Origin of the sequence: Amycolatopsis rhabdoformis (assembly GCF_035918295.1) — a bacterium.
In the GTDB taxonomy this organism is placed as follows: Bacteria; Actinomycetota; Actinomycetes; order Mycobacteriales; family Pseudonocardiaceae; genus Amycolatopsis; species Amycolatopsis rhabdoformis.
Genome location: NZ_CP142149.1, coordinates 7,768,177 through 7,790,553, shown reverse-complemented (window position 1 = coordinate 7,790,553; position 22,377 = coordinate 7,768,177). Strand labels below are relative to the sequence as shown.

The window sequence follows — 22,377 nt, the reverse complement described above, 5'->3', positions numbered from 1 at the left end:
AGGGATCAGTCGATGGTGAACGGGTCGTATTGGATCTGACCCAGCACGCTGCCGGCCACCAGCATGCGGGAAACCGTCGCGCGGATCATCGAGGGAGATCCCGACACGAGAATGTCGTGATCGGCCCAGGCACCGTAGCGCGTAACCGCTTCCGCCAGCGTGCCTTGCTCACAACCGGGCAGTCCGTCACCGCGCTCCACCACCGGAGTCACGGTGAGCCAAGGGTTCGTGGACGAAAGCGCCCGCAGCTCTTCGAGGTCGTAGAGGTCCTCGCGCGCCGGGCCGCCGTAGAACAGGCGGGTCTTCGGGTTGTCGCCCCACATCGCCAGTGAGTCGAGAATCGAACGCAGCGGCGCGACACCGGTTCCGCCCGCCACCATCAGCACGCCGCGGGACCGTTCCCGGTCCACGGCCATGCGTCCCAGTGGCGGGCCGAGCCGCCAGACGTCACCGGGCTGCGTGTGGCTCACGATCGCGCGCGAGACCCAGCCGCCGTCGACCGCGCGCACGTGGAACTCGATGCCGCCGTCCTCGCGTGGCGCGTTGGCCGGCGAAAGGTAGCGCCACAGCCGCGGCCGCTGCGGCACCTCCACGCTCATGTACTGCCCCGGCAGGTACGGCACCGGCTGCTCGGGCAGCAGCCGCACCAGCGCGAGGTCCCACGTGAGCCGCCGGTGCTCGACCACGGTCGCGTGCCACGACGCCGGGTTCACGTCGGCGGCCGCCGCCTCCTGCATCGCGCGCGCGACGATCGTGAACGCCTCGGCCCACGCCCGCTCCACCGGCGCGGTCCACTGCGGGCCCAGGTGGTTCTTAAGCGCGGCCAGCAGCGCCGTGCCCACGGCCTCGTAGTGGCGCGGGATCACGCCGAACTTGCGGTGGTCGCGGCCGAGCTGGCGCAGGAACGGCACGAGGTCGTCGGGGCGGTCCACCATCTGCACGATGTGCACCAGCGCCCGCACGAGCCGGCCGCGCTGCACCTCCATGTTGATGGGGAAGAAGTCGCGCGTGACCGGGGCGAGGGTGAACAGCATCCCGTAGAAGAACTGCGAGATCTCCGGGATGAAGGGCTCGGATATCGCCCAGGTGTCACGGATCAGCCGCACCATCGCGGCCACGGCGGCGGGCGTCTCGCGGGGTGCCGCCGAGCGGGGGATCGGGCTGATCGAATCGGCTGTCATCGAGTGTCGTTCGCAGGTCGGGGGCGGTTCGGGGACTCGGGTGAGGCGGTCACGGGCGAGGAGCGGGCCCGCGGCGGCACTCCGGCTCGCGCCGCCCTCTGCGGTCGGCGTCGAGGGAATTCACCACTGTCCCACCTCGTTCCCCTCAATAGTCTTCACGACGCTGTCGCGACGTCCCCTGACTGCGGCTCGTCCGCAGAGTAGCCGCCCTGCGGCCCTTTGCCAGCAACGTTGCTCCGGTCGGGTTACCGCTTGACAAAACGGCGTGGGGCAAGTCACCGGTTAGATAGTTGCCCTACGCAACCATCCGTCATAAACTTGTATGGCACAACCAAGTGGGCGCTCGAACAGTGTCCGGCCCGGGAGGAAGCCCATGAGCTCTGCCGATGACGTCAGGGTGGAACTGATGCGAGAGCTCAGGACGGCTTCGCAGCTGCAGCACCTGTGGATCATGCAGGCCTGGGAAGACGAGCCCGGCCTCCACCCCGCCGCCGGGATGCTGCTGTCGGACCTCGCACGCCACGGCGAAGCCCGGCCCTCGGAGCTGGCCAAGCGCAAGCTCGTGGACCTGTCGGTGGTCAGCCGCCAGATCGCGCAGCTGCACGCCGCCGGCCTGGTCGACCGCCGACCCGCCCCCGAAGACGGGCGAGCGTCGCTGATCAGCATCTCTGAGAAGGGGCTGGCCCAGGTCGAGAAGTGGCGCGAGCGCTACATCGCCTTCTTCGAGAAGGCGCTCGGTGGTTGGGACGAGGAGCGGATCGCCGACCTGACGACCCGGCTCGAGGAAATGAACAACGGTCTGCGGACCGTGCTCGGGCCTCCCGAGTGCGGCGTGGACCAAGCCGAAGTCGGGAAGTGACCAAACGCAAGTGAGTACCGAAGTCGCCGGTGAGCAGATGAACCACCGGCAGATCATGAAGGCCTTCTCGGGCCTGCTGCTCGCCCTGCTGGTGGCGATGCTGTCGTCGACGATCGTGTCCAACGCGCTGCCGACCATCCTCGCCGACCTGCACGGTTCGCAGAGCCAGTACACCTGGGTGGTCACCGCGACGCTGCTGACCTCGACCGCGACCACCCCGATCTGGGGCAAGCTCTCCGACCTGTTCAGCAAGAAGCTGCTCTACCAGATCGCCATCGTGATCTTCACGATCGGCTCGGCGCTGGGCGGCATCTCGCAGTCGATGCCGGAGCTGATCGCGTTCCGCGCGCTCCAGGGTGTGGGCCTCGGTGGCCTGCAGGCGCTGATCCAGGTCGTGATCGCCGCGATGATCGCCCCGCGCGACCGCGGCCGCTACTCGGGTTACACGGGTGCGGTGTTCGCCGTCGCCACCGTGTCCGGGCCGCTGATCGGCGGCCTGATCGTGGACTCGCCGCTGGGCTGGCGCTGGTGCTTCTGGGTCTGCGTGCCGATCGCGGTGATCGCGTTCGTGGTGCTCGGCCGCACGCTGCACCTGCCGGTGCTCAAGCGCAAGGTGCGCATCGACTGGCTGGGCGCGACCCTGCTCGTCGGTGGCGTGGCCCTGCTGCTGATCTGGGTTTCGCTGGCCGGCGCCACGTTCGCGTGGGCTTCCTGGACGAGCGTGGCCTACGTGGCCGGTGCCGTGGTGGCGCTCGGGCTGGCGGTGCTCGTGGAATCGCGCGTGGCCGAGCCGGTGGTTCCGCTGCGCCTGTTCCGCAACCGCACCTTCACGCTCGCGGTGCTCGGATCTTTGGCCGTCGGGACCGCGATGTTCGGCGGTTCGGTCTTCCTCGGGCAGTACTACCAGATCTCACGCGGCTTCTCGCCCACGCACGCGGGCCTGATGACGCTGCCGCTGGTGCTCGGTCTCGCGCTGGCGTCGACGAGCGCCGGCCAGGTCATCTCGCGCACGGGCCGCACGAAGCCGTTCATGGTCGCCGGTGGTGCGTCGCTGCTGGCCGGGCTCTTCCTGCTCAGCACGGTGGACCACACGACGGACCTGACGCTGATGGGCGTGTACCTCGGCCTGGTCGGCATCGGGCTCGGGTTCCTGATGCAGAACCTGGTGCTGGTCGTGCAGAACACCGTGGCGATGAAGGACATGGGCTCGTCGTCCTCGGTGGTCACGTTCTTCCGCTCGCTCGGCGGCGCCGCGGGTGTTTCGGCACTCGGCGCGGTGCTTTCGGCGAAGGTCGCCACCAACATCACGTCGTCGCTCACGCGCCTCGGCCTGCCGGCCGGTGACGCGGTGCACGGCGGTGGCGGCACGTTCGACATCGACGGCCTGCCCGCCGCGCTGCAGCCGATCGTCCGCGCGGCGTTCGGCGACGCGACCGGCACGGTGTTCCTGTTCGCCGGCTTCATCGCCGTGGTCACGCTGCTGGCCGTGGTCTTCATGAAGGAGGTCCCCTTGCGCCGGACTCTCGACGCCGACACGACGCCTGCCGTGGCGCCCGCGGCTTTCTCCGCCGAGATCACGACCGCCCTGCGCGGCCGCGTGCTCGACGCCGACGGCCGCCCCGTGTCGGGTGTGGTGCTCACGCTCACGGACGCGTCGGGCCGTCAGGTCGACGTCGGTCGCAGCGCCCGCAACGGCGAGTTCGCCCTGTCGGCGGGCTCGGCCGGGGAGCACGTGCTGCTCGCGACGGCGGGTTCTCTCCCGCCCGCCGTGTCGACGGTGCGCCTCACCGGCACGCCGGCCTGGCACGACCTGCTCATCGGCGGCACGGGTGGGGTGACCGGCCGCGTCCGCACGGCCGGGCGCCACGCCGCGGTGTCCGGTGCGGCCCTCACGCTCACCGACAGCGCGGGCACGGTCGTAGGCTCCGGCCTCAGCGGCAGCGCAGGTGCGTACGACCTCGACGGGGTGCCGGCGGGTGCGTACACGCTCACGGTGACCGCGTACGGCCACGCGCCGCACGCCGAGCCGGTGACGGTGAACCTCGGTGCGCCGGCCAACCACGACGTGGTGCTGGCGGCGGAGCCGGAGTTCGCGCGGCACAGCGGAACGTTGAACATCTGAGTTTCTCGACGGAACCGCTCGAGCCCCGGCCCCCTACGCCGGGGCTCGAGCGGTTCTTCAGGCGTCCGGGGTGGTCTGGGTGCAGTTGAGCGTGGCCGTCACGGCGTACTCCGGGTACGGATCCGGTTGCGTCTGCTGCACGTCGACGTTCGCCGGGCCGCAGTCGATGTAGGCGTTGTAGCCCGCGAGGCTTGCCGAGTTCTCGGCCTGCATCGTCGCCAGGTTGACTGCGACCGGTTCCGACGCGGAGGTCGCCGTGCCGGTGAAGGTGTCCCAGCGGAAGCCGGCCGGGGCGGCGGAAGCGCCGGGCGCCACGACGGCGAGGAGCGCTCCCGTAACGAGTGTTCCGATGATCGTCCTGCGAAGGATTCCCATGGCTCGCAAGCTAGCCCGAGCGCGCCGGGACCCCTCCCGATCAACCGGACAGACCCGTTCGGGCAATCCCGCTCTACCGCCAGTGGCATTCGGCCGCTCGCGAAGTCTCCTTCCGGCCCTGACCTCGGGTCCGGCAGCGGCGGTAGCGTCCAGGGCGTGACGCGCAGCCGGGTCGCCTTGTTGTGCGCGCTGGGGATCGACAACTTCGGTTCGGGCCTGTTCCTGCCGCTCGCGCTGGTCTACGTCACGCGGGTGGTGGGCGTCCCGCTCGCGCTGGCGGGCACGGCCGTCACGCTCGGCACGCTGGCGGGGCTGGCCGTGCCGCCGCTCGCGGGCCGGCTCGTGGACCGCACGGGCTCCCGCGCGGTGATCGTCGGCGCGCAGCTGCTGCAGGCCGCGGGCGCGGTGGCGTACTTGATCTCCGACGGTGTCGTCGAGGTGGTCGTGGCGGCGGTGCTGCTGGCGACCGGGCAGCAGCTGTTCTACAGCTCGCTCTACGCGTTGATCGCCGACGTCGCCGGTGATGTGCCGAAGGACCGGCCGTTCGCGGAGGTCGGCATGGTGCGCGCCGGCGGGTTCGGGCTCGGCGGGCTCACGTCGTCGGTGATCCTGCTGTGGATCGGCGACGGCGGGTACAGCGTGGCGCTGGCGGTGGACGTCGTCTCGTTCGTGGTGGCCGCGGCGCTCATCGCCGGCGCCGTGCGGCCGCGGCGGCGCACCGCGGTGACCACGAAGGCGCCCAGCGGAGTGCTGCGCAACCGGCCGTACCTGGCGTTGATCCTGTTCAGCGGAATGTTCGGGCTGTCGCTGGACTTCTTCCTCATCGGGACGCCCGTGTTCGTGCTCGACCTGCTGCACGGCCCGCGGTGGCTGCCGGGCGCGATCCTGTTCCTGCTCACGGTGGTGACCAGCGTCGGCGGCACGATCGCGTTGCGGCTCACGCGCCGGCTCAACCGGGTCGCGGCGATGCGGGGTGGCTCGGCGCTGTTCGCGGCGTGGTGCGTGGTCAGCCTGGGGGTGCTGATCGTGCCGCGCAGCTGGCAGGTGGCGTATCTGCTGGCCGCCACGCTCGTCTACGCCGCCGGCGACCTGGTTTTCGGGCCGCGTTCGGGTGCACTGGCGGAGGCTGCGGCCCCGCCGGAAGCGAAGGGCCGGTACCTGGCGGCGTTCCAGTACGCGTTCACCGTGGCGCAGGTGCTGGCGCCGGCCGTGGTGGCGTTGTTCGCCGTGTCGGCGTGGTTACCCTGGGTTCTGGTCGGCGCTTGCGCTTGCCTCGCCGTGGCGGGGCTGGGCAGGCTGGGACCGAGGCTTCCGGCGGACGCGGTCACGCCGGTTCAGAGTTGAGCGGAACAGACTCAAGTTTTCTGACGTTGTACAAGTCGATGGTCCTCGGTCAGGGCTGTCACCTGGACTTTCACAGAGCGCATGAGGTGAGGGATGGACGCTTTCAACCCGACCACGAAGACCCAGCAGGCCATTTCGTCGGCGGCACAGGCGGCCACGATGGCCGGCAACCCGCACGTTTCGGCCGCCCACCTGCTGGGCGCCCTGCTGGCGCAGGGTGAGGGCCTTACCGCACCACTGCTGACGGCGGTCGGGGCCGACCCCGAAGTGGTGCACAAGGAACTCGACCCGATCATCCACGCGTTGCCGTCCGCGACCGGCGCCACCGTGTCGAGCCCGCAGTTCGACGCCAACGCCGTGAAGTCGCTCACGCACGCGCAGAAGCTCGCCACCGAGCTCGGTGACGAGTACGTGTCGACCGAGCACCTGCTCGTCGGCCTCGCCACCGAAGGCGGCGAAGTGGCGCAGCTGCTCAAGCGTCACGGCGCGACTCCCGACGCGCTGCGCGAGGCGTTCGCGAAGGTGCGCGGTTCGGCGCGCATCACGAGCGCCGACCCGGAGAGCACGTTCAAGGCGCTGGAGAAGTACGGCGTCGACCTGACCGAGCGCGCCCGCGCCGGTGAGCTCGACCCGGTGATCGGTCGTGACACGGAGATCCGCCGCGTGGTGCAGGTGCTTTCGCGGCGCACCAAGAACAACCCGGTGCTGATCGGTGAGCCGGGCGTCGGCAAGACGGCGATCGTGGAGGGCCTGGCCCAGCGCATCGTCGCCGGTGACGTGCCCGAATCGCTGCGCGGCAAGCGCGTGGTGGCCCTGGACCTCGGGTCCATGGTGGCCGGCGCGAAGTACCGCGGCGAGTTCGAGGAGCGGCTGAAGGCCGTGCTCAAGGAGATCACGGACTCGGCCGGCGAGGTCGTCACGTTCATCGACGAGCTGCACACCATCGTCGGCGCCGGTGCCACCGGCGAGGGCGCGATGGACGCCGGCAACATGATCAAGCCGATGCTCGCCCGCGGTGAGCTGCGGATGGTCGGCGCGACCACGCTCGACGAGTACCGCCAGCACATCGAGAAGGACGCGGCTCTGGAGCGGCGTTTCCAGCAGGTGCTGGTGGGCGAGCCGTCGCCGGAGGACACGATCGCGATCCTGCGTGGGCTCAAGGAGCGCTACGAGGTGCACCACGGTGTCCGCATCACCGATGCCGCACTGGTGGCCGCCGCGACGCTGTCCGACCGCTACATCACCGCCCGCTTCCTGCCGGACAAGGCGATCGACCTGGTCGACGAGGCCGCGTCGAAGCTGCGCATGGAGATCGACTCGCGCCCCGTGGAGATCGACGAGGTCGAGCGCGCGGTGCGGCGCATGGAGATCGAGGAGATGGCACTGTCCAAGGAGGACGATGCCGCGTCTCTGGAACGGTTGTCCGTGCTGCGCGCCGAGTTGGCGGAGAAGCGCGAGACGCTCACGGCGTTGACCGCGCGCTGGCAGAACGAGAAGGGTTCGATCGAGCGCGTCCGCGAGCTCAAGGAGCAGCTGGAGCAGCTGCGCGGCGAGTCGGAGCGCGCCGAGCGCGACGGTGACCTGGGCAAGGCCGCCGAGCTGCGCTACGGCCGGATTCCGGCGCTGGAGAAGGAGTTCGAGGCCGCGACCGAGGCGTCGGCGGTGAGCCAGCAGAACGTGATGCTGAAGGAAGAGGTCGGCGCGGACGACGTGGCTGACGTTGTTTCGGCGTGGACCGGCATCCCGGCCGGCCGGCTGCTCGAAGGCGAGACGGGCAAGCTGCTCCGCATGGAGGAGGAGCTCGGCCGCCGCGTGATCGGGCAGGAGCAGGCCGTGCAGGTGGTGTCGGACGCGGTCCGGCGCGCTCGGGCCGGTGTGGCCGACCCCGATCGGCCGACGGGTTCGTTCCTGTTCCTCGGCCCCACGGGCGTCGGCAAGACCGAGCTGGCCAAGGGCCTGGCCGAGTTCCTGTTCGACGACGAGCGCGCGATGCAGCGCATCGACATGAGCGAGTACTCGGAGAAGCACTCCGTGGCTCGCCTGGTCGGCGCCCCTCCGGGCTACGTCGGCTACGACCAGGGCGGCCAGCTCACCGAGGCCGTCCGGCGGCGCCCCTACACGGTCGTGCTGCTCGACGAGGTCGAGAAGGCGCACCCGGACGTGTTCGACGTGCTCCTGCAGGTACTCGACGACGGTCGCCTGACCGACGGCCAGGGCCGCACGGTGGACTTCCGCAACACCATTCTCATTCTCACGTCCAACCTCGGTTCGCAGGCCATCGCGGACCCGTCCCTGGACGAGGGCCAACGCCGCGACGCGGTGCTGGAGACGGTGCAGCGGCAGTTCAAGCCGGAGTTCCTGAACCGCCTCGACGACATCGTCGTGTTCCACGCCCTCGGCACCGAGCAGCTGACGTCCATTGTGGACATCCAGGTCGCCCGGCTGTCCGCGCGGCTGGCCCAGCGCCGGCTGCACCTGGACGTCACGGCCGGCGCCCGCGAGTGGCTCGCCCTGAACGGCTTCGACCCGATCTACGGTGCCCGACCGCTGCGCCGCCTGGTGCAGTCGGCGATCGGGGATCAGTTGGCGAAGAAGCTGCTCTCGGGAGACATCCGCGACGGTGACACTGTGCGGGTGGATATCCCGGCTTTGGAGGCAGGGGACACGTTGACGGTTGAGCGGGTCTGAGGCTTTTCTGGCCTGAGGTTCGCTGGGCTGAGGTTCGCTGGACTTGAGGCTTGTCGGTCTGGTTTGTCGAGCTGAGGTTCGTTGGTTGGAACGGCTCTTCCACTTCGGTGGGAGGGCCGTTCTGTTTTGGGCGGACTTTGGTGTTGTGCTGCCTTCGGTGCTGCGGTGCTGCGGTGCTGCGGTGCTGCGGTGCTGCGGTGCTGCGGTGCTGCGGTGCTGCGGTGCTGCGGTGGTGCGGTGGTGCGGTGGTGCGGTGGTGCGGTGGTGCGGTGGTGCGGTGGTGCGGTGGTGCGGTGGTGCGGTGGTGCGGTGGTGCGGTGGTGCGGTGGTGCGGTGGTGCGGTGGTGCTTTGCGCATCGCACGACTCTCCCCACGTCTCGGCCCGCCTCCCTCACGACTGGCCCGTTGGCGCCACCTTGCGCGCAACCGGTCCTCTCGAACCGGCCCGACCCCACGACCGGATCCTTCTGCCCCCCGGCGACCGGTCCCCTCGCACCGTTCCGTCGCCCGCGACCGGACCGTTCGTGCCACGCGTGCGTCGCGAGCGGTCCACTCGCACCACGTCTCGCGCCTGCGAACGGTCCGTTCGCGCCTGGGCCCGCGTCGCGACCGGTCCATTCGCGCCGACCGGACCGCTGACACCGGTTCCGTCGCGCGAACGGTCCGTTCGCGCCGAGTCGATGGTGGGGTTGGACCGGTCGCGTCGGGACGTCGCAAATAAGAGGACCGGTCGAGCTGGAGCAACTGCGCGAGGGGACCGTTCGCGCGGGTCTTGGTCACCGCGAGGACCGATGGCACGGCAAACGCGGCGGATGCCAGCACGCCCCCTCAGTAGCCCCCATGACCACGATCCGTAAAAAATCCAGCAGATATGCCGATTTGTCGACCTCCACTCCCCTCTCTGCCTCGAAAGGGGCGCGCCGACACGGTGCGGGCGTTCAGGTGTGGGGGCTTGGCAGCGATACGCTGACCGACGTGGGTATCTCGGCGTGGATCTGGTTCGTCATCGCCGCCGTCGCGCTGGTGGCGGGGCTCGGCCTGCTCGCGGCGGACCGGGCGAAGGAAGGCTCGCGCAACCGTGAGCGCATGCGCTGGGCCCAGTTGCGTGGCTGGCAGTTCGTGGAGGAGGACGAGCGGCTGCCCCGGCAGTGGTCGGGCGGGGCGATCGGCTACTTCGGTGCCGACGCGGCCGTGAACGTCGTCGCGGGCTCCACCTTCACCTCCGACGGACGGCGGCCCGTGTTCATCTTCGACATCGAGTCGGAGGGGCAGATCCCGGCGACGGTCGTGGCTGTGCGCTGCAACAAGACGCACCGCGTTCCGGTGGAGATGTGGCTGTCGAGCGTGCCGTTCCAGCGCGAGAACATGCCCGAGATGCTCGGCCCGATCGGCCAGCGCTACGCCTTCGCCGACGACTCCGAGGGCGCCCGCCAGGTCATCACCCAGGAACTCGTGGACGCGGCCGACCAGCTCGGCGGCGACGTCGGCGTCGCCTGGCTCGAGAACGAGTGGGTGCTGGCGAGCGTCGTGCCCAACGCCGGCCCCTCGCGCCTCGAGCGGCTCCTGCGCGACCTCGGCGAGATCGCCGACATCGTCGACCCCTTCGACGAGGACTACGACACCGGCCGCAGCTGGACCCCCGCCGCCGGCACCCCCGCGCCGGCCGCCGCGGAACCCCGCTCGGCCACCCGCGCCCCGTCCCCGGCCGACACCCGCGCGACGACCCCTGTCGACACCCGCGCCGCCACCAGCCCGGCCGACACCCGCACGACGACGCCCCTCGACGGCCGCACCACCCCGGCCGACAGCCGCACCACCACCCCCCTCGAGACCCGCCCGGCCGCGGACACCCCGCCGGAACCCCGCACCCCCTCCAGCGGCCCGAGCACCTTCGGCTCCGTCCCGGCCACGCCGGCGAAGCCCGACCGCGACCCGGACCTCGACGAAGACTGACCCACCCCGAACCGGCCGCCCCCACCACCATCGGGGGCGGCCGTTTTCGTACGCGGGATCCGCCCGTCCCGCCGCCCGGCGCCGATCGCGTGGCCGACCACATCAGTGAGACCCGAGCAGCCTGCACGGTTGGGACTGAGCTGCTTTTTCGTCGGCGGTGGATTGCCTCGGAATGTGCTGCCCCTGGCAGCGGCCACGCTGCCGTGTGCAAGCCGCATCCCCTCCGGCTCTGCCGGTGACAGCCCGCCTCGAAGCGTGCTGCTCGCCGCGCCGATCGCGCGGTCCGAGCACGCCGGTGAGACCTCCAAAAACCCGTACGCGCCCTTCAGCCCCGCTGACTACATCGGCGAACGATCGCCCCGAGAAGGCCTGCTCGGCTACGGCTGGAGAACTTCGCCCCCACGCCGGCGACGGACCAGCCTCAAAACGTGCCGCTGAGAGCCCCGTGGGCCAAACCGAAGCCCCACCCCAGCCCATCACGCCGGCGACAAATCACCCCGAAAAGTATTACCCGGCAACGTCTGCGCAGCCCGCAAGAACTCCGACACCGGCCCCGCCTCCGCGCGCCCCCAGTGCCCGGCCTCCGGCAGGTCCAGCGAGCCCGCGAACTGCCCCGTCCCATGCCCAGGTTCCGAGGACGCAACCGGCCGAACCGGCGCGAGCTGACGCCCCTCCACCCCATCCCACAAATCCCCCGAGAACCGCCCCGAGCCCTCACCAACCGACAGCCACTCGTCCCCCGCAGGCGCGGCAACAACCGAAGACCGCGAAAAACCGTTTGTCGTTTTCACCGCTGTGAGTGAATCCGAAAGGCTAAAACCGGCAGTGTCGGACACCGCTCGCTGCAACGAAGACGGCCGGCCCGACACCGCGACACCCGCGTCACGCCCACGGGAAACCGGGGCTGACGCGAGGCTGAGGGAATGGTCGAGACCGCCGGGCCGCTGCAGGTCAAGCGGTAGGCCGTCGAGGGGAAGAGTGGGGTCGGCCAGCGGGGATGCGTGGCCGGAGAGCAGGTGTGCGAAGGGTGCCGCACCGGCGGCCACCTTGGGGAGGTAGCCGGGCATTCGCTGGGTGTGCTTGCCCATGCGCCGGACCATACTTCGCTACCTGGACAAACGCGACTGCAGGTAGGTTCGGCGCCATGACCGCCACCGCCGTGATCACCGGAGCCACCGCGGGCATCGGAGCCCAGTTCGCGCGTACGCTCGCCGCCGAGAATTACGATCTCGTGCTCATCGCGCGCGACGAGGAGCGCCTCCGGAAGTTCGCCGCCCAATTGGCAGAGCGCCATCAAGTGACCACCACGGTCATCCCGGCCGACCTGTCCGAAGTGGACGGACGCACCGCCGTCGAAAACCACCTCGCCGAGAACCCCGTCGACCTCCTCGTGAACAACGCCGGCTTCGGCCTCTCCGGCGACTTCTGGAAGATCTCCCCCGACGCGCTGCAGCGCCAGCTCGACGTGAACGTCACGGCCGTCCTGCGCCTCACCCGCGCGGCGCTGCCGGGCATGGTCGAGCGGGGCCACGGCGACATCATCAACGTCTCCAGCGTCGCCGGGTTCTTCTCCGGCCGCGGATCCACCTACACCGCCAGCAAGAACTGGGTCACGTCGTTCACCGAAGGCATCGCGACCTCGCTGCCGCCCGGTCTGCGCATGATGGCGCTCTGCCCCGGCTTCACCACCACCGAGTTCCACGAGCGCGCCGGCCTGGAAAAGGAAGGGCCGAAGGCGTTCTGGCTGGGCGTCGAGCAGGTCGTGGCCGAAGCGCTCGCGGACCTGCGCCGCGGCAAAGTGATTTCGGTGCCGAGCCTGCAGTACAAGGCGCTGGTCGCGGCCACCGGGCTGCTGCCGCGCGGGGTGCTGCGCCGGCTGTCGGCCGGGTTCGGCAACCGCTCGCGGACGTGAGGTAGGGCTGCCCCTACCCCGTCTCGGCGAGCTGGCACCAGGGTGCCGGCCGCCGCGTTTGCCTAGCGTTTTCCCCATGACGGATGAGGCAGTGCGGTTGACGGCCGTGCGCAAGGACTACGGGCGGGTCACCGCGCTGGCGGGCGTCGATCTCGTGTTCCCGCGCGGCGGTTTCACCGCCGTGATGGGACCTTCGGGCTCGGGCAAGAGCACGTTTCTGCACTGCGCCGCCGGCCTCGACCGCCCGAGCGCCGGCACCGTGCACCTCGACGGCCACGACCTTTCGAAGCTCTCGGAGACGCGCCTCACGAAGCTGCGCCGCGACCGCATCGGCTTCGTGTTCCAGGCCTTCAACCTGCTGCCCGCCCTCACGGTCGAGCAGAACGTGGTGCTGCCCCTGCGGCTGGCCGGCCGCCGCGTGGATCGCCGGCTGGTGGCGGGGATGCTCGCGCACGTCGGCCTCGCCGAGCGGCGCCGCCACCACCCCGGTGAGCTTTCCGGCGGACAGCAGCAGCGCGTGGCCATCGCGCGGGCGCTCGTCACGCGCCCGGCCGTGCTCTTCGCCGACGAGCCCACCGGCGCCCTCGACACCCGCACCGCCGCGGAAGTGCTTGCCCTGCTGAGGGATTCCGTGCGCGGTGGCCTCACCGTGGTGATGGTGACGCACGATCCGGTCGCCGCCGCGCACGCCGATCGTGTGGTGTTCCTCGCCGACGGCCGCGTCGCGGGCGAGCTCGCGCAGCCGACGCCCGATGCCGTCGCCGCGCGGATGACGCACCTGGGCGCGTGGGCCGGCTCCGTCGCGGTCGGGGGCGTGTGATGTTCCGGCTCGCGCTGCGCACGCTGCGGCTGCGCAAAGGCGGCTTCCTCGCGACGTTCGTGGCCGCGTTCCTCGGCGCCGTGATCGTGTCGGCCTGCGGTGGTCTCATGGAAACCGGGATCCGCGCCGACGCGCCGCCCCAGTGGCTCGCGGCCGCGCCGATCATCGTGGCCGGACAGCAGGAGATCCAGCTGCCCAAACACGATCCGGCCGAGGGCAAGCTCAAAACCGAAAGTGTTGCGCTGCCCGAACGTGTGCGCCTCGACCCTGCGCTGGCCGACAAGATCCGCGCGACGCCCGGGGTGTCCACTGTGGTCGGTGACGTGACCATTCCCGTGGTGCTGCCCCACGGAACGGCGAGCGGGCACGCGTGGGATTCCGCCGTGCTCACGCCCTACACGCTCACCGCCGGCCACGCGCCGGGCGCCGGGGAGGTCGTGGTCGCCGACGTGACCGCGAAGCTCGGCGACGCCGTGCAAATCGCCGCCCACGGCACCACCGGCACCTACCGCGTCGCCGGAATCGCGAGCGCGTCCGACTCCCCACCGACTGTGTTCTTCACCGCCACCGAAGCCGCGCGCCTCGCCGGAAACCAGGTCGACGACTTCGGCGTGTTCACCACGGAAGACCCCGCCACCGTCGCCGCTCGGCTCGATCTCGGCGCCGGCACCACCGTCCTCACCGGCGACGACCGCGGCCACGCGGAGTTCCCGCAAGCCGAGGAGAGCGGCACGAACCTCGTGGTCCTCTCCGCCGTGTCCGGTGGCCTTTCCGTGCTCGTCGCGATTTTCGTCGTCGCCAGCACGCTCTCCCTCTCCACCGACCAGCGCCGCCGCGAGCTGGCCCTGCTGCGCGCCATCGGCACGACGCCGCGCCAGCTGCGCCGGATGGTGCTCGGCGAGGCTGTGGCGATCGGCCTGCTCGCCATCGCCGCGGCCGCCGCGCTGGGGCCGTTGCTCGGCCGCTGGCTGTTCGACCGCCTCACGGGCGCGGGCGTGGTCCCCGACGTGGTGCGCTTCCACCAGGGCTGGGTGCCGATGGTGGTCGCGGCCGGCGCGACGTTGCTCGCCGTGGTGCTCGCGGCCGCGGTCGCCGCCCGGCGCGTGAGCCGGATCCGGCCGACGGAGGCGCTGGCGGAGGCGAGCGTGGAACGCCGGTGGCTCACGCCGTTGCGGCTGATCGTCGCCGTGCTCAGCTTCGGCGGCGGCACGGCGCTCGGGATCGTGACGCTCGCGGTGATGACCGGTCCCATCGCGGCCAGCACGGCGGGACCGGCGGTGATGCTGTGGGCCATCGGCGTGGCGGCGATCAGCCCCGGCGTCACGAAGGTGATGGCGGTGCTGCTGCACGCGCCGGTGCGGCTGGTCGGCGGCGTCACCGGCTGGCTCGCGCTCGCCAACACGCGGGCCGCGGCCACGCGGGTGTCGGGTGCGGTCACGCCGATCATGCTCGCCGTCGGTATCGCGACCGCCAACATCTACCTGCAGACCACCACCCAAGCCGTGTCGCAGCAGGCGTTCACCCAGGACCTGCGGGCCGACGCCGTGGTGGCCGCCCCGGCCGGCGTGACGCCCGAGCTGCTGGGGCAGGTGCGGAGCGCGCCCGGTGTCGCCGCCGCGTCGGAGTACGTGACCAGCACGGTGTTCGTGACCGGGCCGTATGACGACGACCAGCGCGACGAGGGTCACGCGGCGCTCGGCCTCACCGCCGGCAGCGCCGCGCAGACGACGTCGGCGAAGGTCACCGCGGGCAGCCTCGACGCGCTCACCGGCGACACCGTCGCGTTGCCCACCGAGGTGGCCGCGGGGCTGCAGCGCGGGGTCGGCGACGTCGTCACGCTCCGGCTCGGGGACGGGTACGAGGTGACCGCTCGCGTCGTCGCGCTGGTCGACCAGCCGGCCGGCTTCGAGACGCTGTTGTTCCCCGCCGGCCTGCTCGCGCCCCACACCACCGCGGGCCTCGCGCCGCAGGTGCTGGTGCGCGCCGCACCGGGCGTCGACCAGGCCCAGCTCACGAAGAGCCTCACCGCGGCGACCGCCGGCCAGCCGGTGTCCGTGGGCGACCGCGCGTCGCTGATCGCGGCGCACACGACCGGCGACCAGGTGGGCGCCTGGGTCAACTACCTGATGCTCGGGATGATCATCGGCTACACCGTGATTTCCGTGGTGAACACGCTCGTGATGGCCACCGCGCGCCGGCGTCGCGAGTTCGGGTTGCAGCGCCTCGGCGGCTTCACCCGCGCGCAGGTGCTGCGCATGGCCGGCGCCGAAGGCGGCCTGATCGCCACGATCGGCGTGGTGCTCGGCACGGTCGTGTCGGCCGGCGCGATCGTGCCGTTCTGCCTGGTGGCCACGGGTTCACCGCTGCCGATCGGGTCGGCCGGGATCTACCTCACGGTGGTGGCGACCGCCGCGGTGCTCGCGCTGGTGGCGTCGCTGGTGCCCGCCTGGGTGGCCACGCGGGCGCGGCCCGTGACGGCCGTCGCGCTCGGCGAGTGACGAGCGGAGTTGTCGGTGGCGTGTGTAAGACTCTGGGCCGTGGCGTACCCCGGGTTGGATCAAACTGCGAAGCTCGAACTGGCGAGGCTGGTCACCGAACTGGCCGTGGTTCACGGAAAAGTGACCTTGTCTTCGGGCAAGGAAGCCGATTATTACATCGATCTCCGCCGTGCGACCCTGCACCACGCCGCGGCGCCGCTGATCGGGAAGCTGCTGCGGCAGCTCACGGCCGACTGGGACTACGTCGCCGCCGGCGGCCTCACCCTCGGCGCCGACCCGGTCGCGCTGGCGATGCTGCACTCCGCGGCGAACGACGACATGGTGCTCGACGCGTTCGTGGTGCGCAAGGCGGTGAAGGAGCACGGCATGCAGCGCCGCATCGAGGGCGTGGAGGTGCGCGGGCAGCGCGTGCTGGCCGTCGAGGACACCTCGACCACGGGCGGCAGCGTGCTCACCGCCGTCGAGGCGCTGCGGGAGGCCGGGGCGATCGTCGCCGGCGTCGCCACGGTGGTCGACCGCGACACGGGTGCGCGGGAGGCCATCGAGAAGGAAGGCCTCGAGTACCGCTACGTGCTGAACAAGGACGACCTCGGCCTGAGCTGAGCGCGAAGCTCGAAGATCACCGAGAATGCGTGCGTGACGAACCGCCCCTCGCCGGTGTCCCCCTGGTGGAAGGGGGTGCTGTGACCTCGACGGAGCTCGACGACGCGACGCTGGTCGGCCGCGCCCGTGACGGAGACGTGCGGGCGTACGAGCAGCTCGTGCTGCGCTACCAGGCACCCATGTTCCGGCTCGCCGTGAAGATGCTCAACCATCGCGGCGACGCCGAGGACGTGGTGCAGGAGTCGTTCCTCGGCGCGTGGCGCAAGCTCGGGCAGCTCAACGACGACAAGGCGTTCGTCGGCTGGCTGTACCGCAGCACGGCCAACCGCTGCCTCAATGTGATCCGCGCCCGCCGGCCGCAGGCCGACGTCGACCTGGAGCTGGCGGAATCACCGCGCACGGACGGGCAGCCGGAGCACGCGGCGCAGGTCAGCGGGCAGCTGGAGGCGCTCAACGCGGCGCTGCAGCAGCTCACGCCGCCGCAGCGAGTGTGCTGGCTCCTGCGTGAGGTCCACGGCCGCTCCTACGACGAGATCGCCGAGGTCGTCGGGGTCAACCCGGCGGCCGTGCGGGGCCGCATCGCCCGGGCTCGCGCGCAGCTGGCGGAGGTGATGAAGCCGTGGCGGTGAACCAGGACTATGGACTTCCCTGCGGCCGGGACCTGGACGAACTCTGGGACCGGCTCGACGACGGGGCCGACGAGCACCAGGCCGGCTGCCCGCATTGCGGCACCGCGCGGGCGAGCCTGCTGGCCCTGCGCGAGGCGACGGCCGAGCTCGTCGCCGAGCCCGATCCGGTGCCGCCGAACCTGGTGGGGCGCATCATGTCGGCCGTGCGGGCCGAGGCGCGGCGCGGGCAGATGCTCGACCTGCCGACCCCGGAGCCGGGGCGCGTCGAGGTGAGCGAGGCGGCCGTGGCCGTGGTGCTGCGCTACGCCGCCGATTCGGTGGGCGACGTGCGGGCCCGGCGCTGCCGCGTGCGCACGGTCGGGGCCGAGGTGGAGGTCGAGCTCACCCTCGCCGTGCGGCTGGGCAACATCGCGGGCGCCGAGACGCTGGCCCGGGTGCGCGAACGCGTCACGGCGGCGGCCGCGGCGCGCGTCGGGCTCACGCTGGCGAAGCTCGACCTGCTGGTCGAAGACGTGTACGGGGACGAGGAATGACCGAGTACGTGATCGCCGACCCGGTGGTGGCGAGCGTCGCGGCGCGGGCCGCCCTCGACACCCCGGGCGTGGTGCGGCTCGAGCCGGGCCTGCGCGGCCTGGTCACGACGTGGACGCGCGCGGCGCGCGGCCGGTGGCAGGGGCTGGACCCGGCCCCGATCGAGGGCGTGCGCGTGCGCAGCGGCGAAGGTGGGCTGGCGGTGGAGGTCGACGTGGTGACGTCGGCGTTCGACCAGGCCGCCGCCGTGGGCCGCGCGGTGCAGCGGGCGGTGGCGCGCGGGGTGGCCGAGCAGACGGGGCTGACGGTCGACGCCGTGCGGGTGTCCATTGTGGATATCGAGCTGGAGCGTCGGTGAACGTCGCTGTCCGGATTGTCGAGGCGTTGGCCGAGGTGGCCGGGCTGCGGCTGGCTGTGGAGCGGAATCGGCTGTCGGCGGTGGATCTGGGGGCGGAAGCCGTGCAGATCCGGCTGATCGCCACGCGGCTTCCGTTGCCGCCGTTGCTCGACGAGGCGGCGGCCGTGGTGCGGCCGGTGCTCGTGGACACGGAGTGGGCGGACGTGCCGTTGCGGCTGATCGTGACGGATGTCGACGCCGCGGCGTTCTGAGCGTCACACGATCGGGTCGTGACGATCACCGGGGTGGTGTGTCGAAGGGGTAACGGGGAAGGAAAGCGTTGTCCCCCAACACCGACTCCAACACCGACCAGAGGGAGAGCTTGATGACCGCCGCTGCTGAGAAGACCGTTGACCTCGTCGTGGCGCCCGGCCTCGTGACCGAGGAGGGCACGACCACGATCGCCGACGTGGTGGTGCAGAAGATCGCCGGCCTGGCCACGCGTGAGGTGGCGGGCGTCCACGCGTTGGGCGGCGGGGCCGCGCGGGCCTTCGGCGCGTTGCGCGACCGCATTCCGGGCGCGTCGGCGAGCGCGGGGCAGGGCGTGGCCGTGGAGGTCGGCGAGAAGCAGGCGGCGGTGGACCTGGAGATCGTGGTGGAGTACGGCGTGCCGATCGCCGATCTCTCCCGTCAAGTTCGACGCAGCGTGATCGGCGCGATCGAGCGCATGACGGGGCTGGAAGTCGTCGAGGTGAACATCAACGTCGGCGACGTGTACATCCCGAGTGCGGACGAAGAGCCCACCACGAGCGATCGAGTGCGCTGAAGGATCTTTCCGGCGCGGCCCTCGTACCCGGAGTGACCACTCCGTTACCCCTTGGGTGAATGCGTTGCTCCCGTGGGTTGAACATCACAGCGAGTGAGGAATTTTCGCCTGCCCGAGCACGGTTACCGGAGTAACGTCGCTGGTAGAAGCCGTGGGGAAAGGGGGCGGTGGTGAACGCTTCGGTGGCGCATTTCCTCGCCGATGTGACGGTGGCGGTGCACATCCTCGCGCTGTTGTTCATCGGTCTCGGCGGTTTCCTGGCGTGGCGCTGGCCGCGCGTCGCGCTGGTGCACGTGTTCTTCGCGTTCTGGGGTGTGCTGGTGAACGTCACCCCGGTGCCGTGTCCGCTCACCGCGGCGGAGAACTTCTTCCGCCACCAGGAAGGACTTGGTGATCTTCCGGGCGGGTTCAACGCTTACTACCTGTACGACACGGTCGTGCCGCGTTCGCTGCTGCCCGCTGTCGCCGTGATCGCGCTGGCGCTGGTGGTCTTCTCCTACGTCGGCGCCTACCACCGCTGGCGCCACCGCCACGACGACACTCCGGCTCACCGCATCAGCCTGGGCTGAGCGACAATCGGCCTCGTGACCGAAGATCCCGAGGCCGGCCCCACCGAGTGGGTGGGCCGCGAGCCGGTCGGCGTGGGCCCCTGGCCGGGCGCCTGGCCCACCGACCCGCGCTACGACCCCGACCTGCTCGAGAACGGCGACCGCCGCAACGTCGTCGACGCCTACCGCTACTGGCGCCGCTCCGCCATCGTGTCCGATGTGGACACCCGGCGGCACTCGTTCCACGTGGCCATCGAAAACTGGCAGCACGACCACAACATCGGCACCGTGGTCCGCACGGCCAACGCCTTTGCTGCCGCCGAGGTCCACATCGTGGGGCGCCGGCGGTGGAACCGTCGTGGGGCGATGGTGACGGATCGGTACCAGCATTTGCGGCACCACGACGATGTGGCGGGGTTGGTGTCTTTCTCTGAGGGTGCCGGGCTCGCGTTGGTGGCGGTGGACAACACGCCGGGGTCGGTGCCGGTGGAGGTGGCTTCGCTGCCGCGGGAGTGCGTGCTGCTGTTCGGGCAGGAGGGGCCGGGGTTGTCGCCCGAGGCTCAGGAGGCGGCGTCGATGGTGGTGTCGATCGCGCAGTTCGGGAGTACGCGGTCGATCAACGCCGGAGTGGCGGCGGGGATTGTGATGCATGCTTGGGTTCGGGAGCATGCGGATTTGTCGCGGTCTTGGTGAGTTGGTCGTTGGTTTTGTGGTTGAGCCGCTGCACGTAGGGGGCTGTTCGGGGAGTGTTTCGGTCAGGGCCGGAACTTGGCCGCTCTGGGCTGGCGGGTTCCGGTCGAGGCTGCCGGCATGCTGGGCTGACATTGCATTGAGCTGGGCCGGAGTCACAGTTGGTGACTCCGGCCCAGCTTGCGTTGCAGGCCTCAGCGCTGGGCCGGGGACACGACCTCGGCGCGGTGCCGAGCCGCCGCACTGACCCCACCGTGCTGCTGCACGGGCGCGACACCGGTTCGTCGAGCCGGCGCGGCGGACCGGTGCTGCTCCGGGGCGGGCGCGACTCGGGTCTGACGACTGGGCGCCGCGGTCCCGCGCTGAGCGGGAGCCGGCGCGCTGACGTTGCCGTGACACCGGGCCGCAGCGGCATCTGCACGGTGGCGCGCTTGGTCGGCGACAGCGCCGCGCTGCTCAGCCGCGACCGCGGCGGCACGGGCTGGCGTAGCCGCACCACCCTGGGCGGGCGCGTTGACGTTGCCGCGCTGCCGCGCGGGCGCTGCGACGGCGGTGCGCTGAACGGGAGCAGCGGCGCTACGTCGAGCGGGGGCCGGAGTGTTGCCACCGGCGCGCTGCTGCGCGGGGGCCGCCGTGGTAGCACCACTCTGACGGGTGGGCGCAGCCGTGCCGCGCTGAGCGGGAGCCGCGGTGCTGCGTCGAGCGGGGGCCGGATTGCTGGCACCGGTGCGCAGCTGCGCGGGGGTTGCCGTGGTGGTGCCGGTCTGACGGGCGGGCGCACCCGTGCCGCGTTGAGCGGGGGCGGGCGTGCTGACATTGCCGCGTGGGGCAGGTGCACTGGTGCGGCGTTGCACGGGAGCGGCCGTGGTGGCACCGGTTCGCCGGGCAGGAGCGGGCGCGCTGACGTTGCCGCGTCGGGCAGATGCATCGGTACCGCGCTGTGCGGGAGCGGCCGTACCGCGGACCGGCGCGGCAACCGTGCCACGAACCGGAGCGGCGGCACCGCGCTCGGCCGGCGTGGGCGCGGTCCGCTGAGCGGCGGCCGGCGCCGGCGCGCTCGTGGTCGCGGCGTTGGCAGCCGGGCCGGCCAGGATCAGCGCGCCACACGCGGCGGCGATCCCGACGAGACCGGAAACCGTGACCTTCTTGACGTTCATGCAGTTCTCCCCGAACTTGGAGTGGATCTTGGGCACCACCGAACGTAGGGACGGGTTGTCAGGAACCGGTTTCGATCGGGTCAGGCCGGGATCAGGGGGCGGCATCGTGCGCGAACGGGCAGAATCGCGACCATGAGCGTCGACCGGGCTGGGCGGGCGGCCGCCGCGGAGCGGGCCGTGCGGGGGCGGCACCTGCGGCGCGTGTGGGGCGTGCCCGGCACGGTGCTGGGGCGCAGCGGGTGGCCGCCGACCGTCGGGCAGCGGCTGCACTGGCACTGGAACTACTGGTGGCAGGCGCATTTGCTGGACAGCCTCGTCGACGCCCAGCTGCGCGACCCCCAGCCAGAACGCGCGAAGGTGATCGACCGGTTCGTGCGTTCCGTGCACCTGCGCAACTTCGGCAAGTGGACCAACGACTACTACGACGACATCGCCTGGCTCGGCCTTGCCCTGCAACGCGTCCGCGCGCTCGACCTGTCCGATGTGGACGCCGCCATCACCGCCATCGACATCCAACTCCACGCCGGCTGGACCCCCGACGCCGGCGGCGGCATCTGGTGGCGCCGCGGCGACACGTTCAAAAACGCCCCCGCGAACGGCCCCGCCGCCATCTTCCACGCCCGCGAAGGTGACAGCGTCCGTGCCCGCGACATGACGACGTGGCTCACCACCACCCTCGTCGACCCCGCCACGGACCTCGTCTGGGACGGCCTCCGCGTGGACACCGGCGAACTCGTGAAGAACATCTTCACCTACTGCCAAGGCGTCTACCTCGGCGCCTGCCTCGAACAGTCCGATGTGGACGCCGCCTCGCGCACCATCCGCGCCGTGGCCACCCACCTCGCCCCCGCAGGCCCCCTCCGCGGCCAAAACGGCGGCGACGGCGGCCTCTTCGCCGCCATCCTCGCCCGCTACCTCGCCCTCGCCGCGCGCCACCTCCCCACCCCGGAAGCCACCACGGCCCGCACCCTCGTCCTCACCACCGCCGACGCCTGCTGGTCCGGCGCCACCCCCACCTCCGCGGGCCCACTCTTCAGCGCCGAATGGGCCAAACCCGCACCCGCGAGCCCACCCCCGCCCGGCGCCCCGGAACGCGATCTCTCCGTCCAAATCGGCGCCTGGATGCTCCTGGAAGCCGCCGCCACCCTCACCTGAAGCCGGTTATCCACAGGGAACCCCGAGTTGTGGACAACTCGGCCCCTCAACCCCCGATCACGCCGTTTTGTCGGTGGCCGCCGGTAGAATGGGATGGGGACGCCCCCCTTTGGGAGGGCGGGGGTTTTGCCGGCCCCCGCGAGGTGAGG

The 22,377-nt window shown here is 71.3% G+C and carries 18 protein-coding genes and 1 pseudogene; 17 read left to right on the top strand and 2 right to left on the bottom strand.

Annotated features, from left to right (window positions below; translation table 11 throughout):
- Nucleotides 1-5 precede the first annotated feature (5 nt).
- Nucleotides 6-1,181 carry a globin domain-containing protein gene (locus VSH64_RS35875; protein ID WP_326567184.1) on the bottom strand — a complete coding sequence of 392 codons (1,176 nt, stop codon included), beginning with the start codon at nt 1,179-1,181 and terminating at the stop codon, nt 6-8.
- A 373-nt stretch (nt 1,182-1,554) separates the two neighbouring features.
- Here VSH64_RS35875 and VSH64_RS35870 point away from each other — a divergent pair, with 373 nt between their 5' ends.
- Together VSH64_RS35870 and VSH64_RS35865 are read left to right on the top strand one after the other, a co-directional pair.
- Nucleotides 1,555-2,040 (top strand): MarR family winged helix-turn-helix transcriptional regulator, encoded by a 486-nt coding sequence (locus tag VSH64_RS35870; protein ID WP_326567183.1) that lies wholly within the window; start codon nt 1,555-1,557, stop codon nt 2,038-2,040.
- 37 nt (nt 2,041-2,077) lie between these two features.
- Nucleotides 2,078-4,162 carry an MFS transporter gene (locus tag VSH64_RS35865; RefSeq protein WP_326838121.1) on the top strand — a complete coding sequence of 695 codons (2,085 nt, stop codon included), beginning with the start codon at nt 2,078-2,080 and terminating at the stop codon, nt 4,160-4,162.
- Between the two features lie 57 nt (nt 4,163-4,219).
- Here VSH64_RS35865 and VSH64_RS35860 read toward each other — a convergent pair whose 3' ends face one another.
- A complete protein-coding gene (locus VSH64_RS35860; RefSeq protein ID WP_326567182.1) occupies nt 4,220-4,537 on the bottom strand; it encodes a hypothetical protein in 318 nt (105 codons plus the stop codon).
- A gap of 156 nt (nt 4,538-4,693) precedes the next feature.
- Here VSH64_RS35860 and VSH64_RS35855 point away from each other — a divergent pair, with 156 nt between their 5' ends.
- From VSH64_RS35855 to VSH64_RS35785, 15 genes and pseudogenes are all read left to right on the top strand, one after another.
- Entirely contained in the window at nt 4,694-5,881 is a 1,188-nt protein-coding gene (locus VSH64_RS35855; RefSeq protein ID WP_326567181.1) for an MFS transporter, read from the top strand.
- Between the two features lie 93 nt (nt 5,882-5,974).
- Entirely contained in the window at nt 5,975-8,569 is a 2,595-nt protein-coding gene (gene clpB, locus VSH64_RS35850) for an ATP-dependent chaperone ClpB (RefSeq protein WP_326567180.1), read from the top strand.
- 975 nt (nt 8,570-9,544) lie between these two features.
- Nucleotides 9,545-10,252 (top strand): annotated as a pseudogene (locus VSH64_RS35845) (hypothetical protein); the annotation flags it as partial.
- 1,414 nt (nt 10,253-11,666) lie between these two features.
- A complete protein-coding gene (locus VSH64_RS35840) occupies nt 11,667-12,434 on the top strand; it encodes an SDR family NAD(P)-dependent oxidoreductase (RefSeq protein WP_326567179.1) in 768 nt (255 codons plus the stop codon).
- A gap of 76 nt (nt 12,435-12,510) precedes the next feature.
- The gene (locus tag VSH64_RS35835; RefSeq protein WP_326567178.1) at nt 12,511-13,254 is read left to right on the top strand and encodes an ABC transporter ATP-binding protein; all 744 of its coding nucleotides are present in this window, start codon (nt 12,511-12,513) and stop codon (nt 13,252-13,254) included.
- Entirely contained in the window at nt 13,254-15,752 is a 2,499-nt protein-coding gene (locus tag VSH64_RS35830) for an ABC transporter permease (RefSeq protein WP_326567177.1), read from the top strand. The genes VSH64_RS35835 and VSH64_RS35830 overlap by 1 nt, the downstream gene beginning before the upstream one ends.
- A 39-nt stretch (nt 15,753-15,791) precedes the next feature.
- On the top strand, nt 15,792-16,355 hold the full coding sequence (gene pyrE / locus VSH64_RS35825; RefSeq protein ID WP_326567176.1) for an orotate phosphoribosyltransferase: 564 nt from the start codon (nt 15,792-15,794) through the stop codon (nt 16,353-16,355).
- Nucleotides 16,356-16,435: 80 nt separating this feature from the next.
- Entirely contained in the window at nt 16,436-16,984 is a 549-nt protein-coding gene (locus VSH64_RS35820; RefSeq protein WP_326567175.1) for an RNA polymerase sigma factor, read from the top strand.
- On the top strand, nt 16,975-17,517 hold the full coding sequence (locus tag VSH64_RS35815) for an Asp23/Gls24 family envelope stress response protein (protein WP_326567174.1): 543 nt from the start codon (nt 16,975-16,977) through the stop codon (nt 17,515-17,517). Before VSH64_RS35820 ends, VSH64_RS35815 begins: the two co-directional genes overlap by 10 nt.
- Nucleotides 17,514-17,873, top strand: coding sequence for an Asp23/Gls24 family envelope stress response protein (locus VSH64_RS35810; RefSeq protein WP_326567173.1), 360 nt, complete (start codon nt 17,514-17,516; stop codon nt 17,871-17,873). The genes VSH64_RS35815 and VSH64_RS35810 overlap by 4 nt, the downstream gene beginning before the upstream one ends.
- The gene (locus VSH64_RS35805; protein WP_326567172.1) at nt 17,870-18,124 is read left to right on the top strand and encodes a hypothetical protein; all 255 of its coding nucleotides are present in this window, start codon (nt 17,870-17,872) and stop codon (nt 18,122-18,124) included. Before VSH64_RS35810 ends, VSH64_RS35805 begins: the two co-directional genes overlap by 4 nt.
- Nucleotides 18,125-18,237: 113 nt before the next feature.
- Nucleotides 18,238-18,678, top strand: a complete 441-nt coding sequence (locus VSH64_RS35800; RefSeq protein WP_326567171.1) for an Asp23/Gls24 family envelope stress response protein — start codon at nt 18,238-18,240, stop codon at nt 18,676-18,678.
- Nucleotides 18,679-18,860: 182 nt separating this feature from the next.
- Complete coding sequence (locus VSH64_RS35795; RefSeq protein WP_326838120.1) at nt 18,861-19,247, top strand: DUF2784 domain-containing protein; 387 nt, start codon at nt 18,861-18,863, stop codon at nt 19,245-19,247.
- A 15-nt stretch (nt 19,248-19,262) separates the two neighbouring features.
- Nucleotides 19,263-19,919, top strand: coding sequence for a TrmH family RNA methyltransferase (locus tag VSH64_RS35790; RefSeq protein ID WP_326567170.1), 657 nt, complete (start codon nt 19,263-19,265; stop codon nt 19,917-19,919).
- Nucleotides 19,920-21,205: 1,286 nt separating this feature from the next.
- A complete protein-coding gene (locus VSH64_RS35785) occupies nt 21,206-22,228 on the top strand; it encodes a glycoside hydrolase family 76 protein (RefSeq protein ID WP_326567169.1) in 1,023 nt (340 codons plus the stop codon).
- Nucleotides 22,229-22,377 lie beyond the last annotated feature (149 nt).

Bases quoted from the DNA above. Each gene is read 5' to 3' on its own strand.
- VSH64_RS35875 (WP_326567184.1), bottom strand. From the start codon at position 1,181: ATGACAGCCGATTCGATCAGCCCGATCCCCCGCTCGGCGGCACCCCGC.
- VSH64_RS35870 (WP_326567183.1), top strand. From the start codon at position 1,555: ATGAGCTCTGCCGATGACGTCAGGGTGGAACTGATGCGAGAGCTCAGG.
- VSH64_RS35865 (WP_326838121.1), top strand. From the start codon at position 2,078: ATGAACCACCGGCAGATCATGAAGGCCTTCTCGGGCCTGCTGCTCGCC.
- VSH64_RS35860 (WP_326567182.1), bottom strand. From the start codon at position 4,537: ATGGGAATCCTTCGCAGGACGATCATCGGAACACTCGTTACGGGAGCG.
- clpB (WP_326567180.1), top strand. From the start codon at position 5,975: ATGGACGCTTTCAACCCGACCACGAAGACCCAGCAGGCCATTTCGTCG.
- VSH64_RS35840 (WP_326567179.1), top strand. From the start codon at position 11,667: ATGACCGCCACCGCCGTGATCACCGGAGCCACCGCGGGCATCGGAGCC.
- VSH64_RS35835 (WP_326567178.1), top strand. From the start codon at position 12,511: ATGACGGATGAGGCAGTGCGGTTGACGGCCGTGCGCAAGGACTACGGG.
- VSH64_RS35830 (WP_326567177.1), top strand. From the start codon at position 13,254: ATGTTCCGGCTCGCGCTGCGCACGCTGCGGCTGCGCAAAGGCGGCTTC.
- VSH64_RS35810 (WP_326567173.1), top strand. From the start codon at position 17,514: ATGACCGAGTACGTGATCGCCGACCCGGTGGTGGCGAGCGTCGCGGCG.
- VSH64_RS35800 (WP_326567171.1), top strand. From the start codon at position 18,238: ATGACCGCCGCTGCTGAGAAGACCGTTGACCTCGTCGTGGCGCCCGGC.
- VSH64_RS35785 (WP_326567169.1), top strand. From the start codon at position 21,206: ATGAGCGTCGACCGGGCTGGGCGGGCGGCCGCCGCGGAGCGGGCCGTG.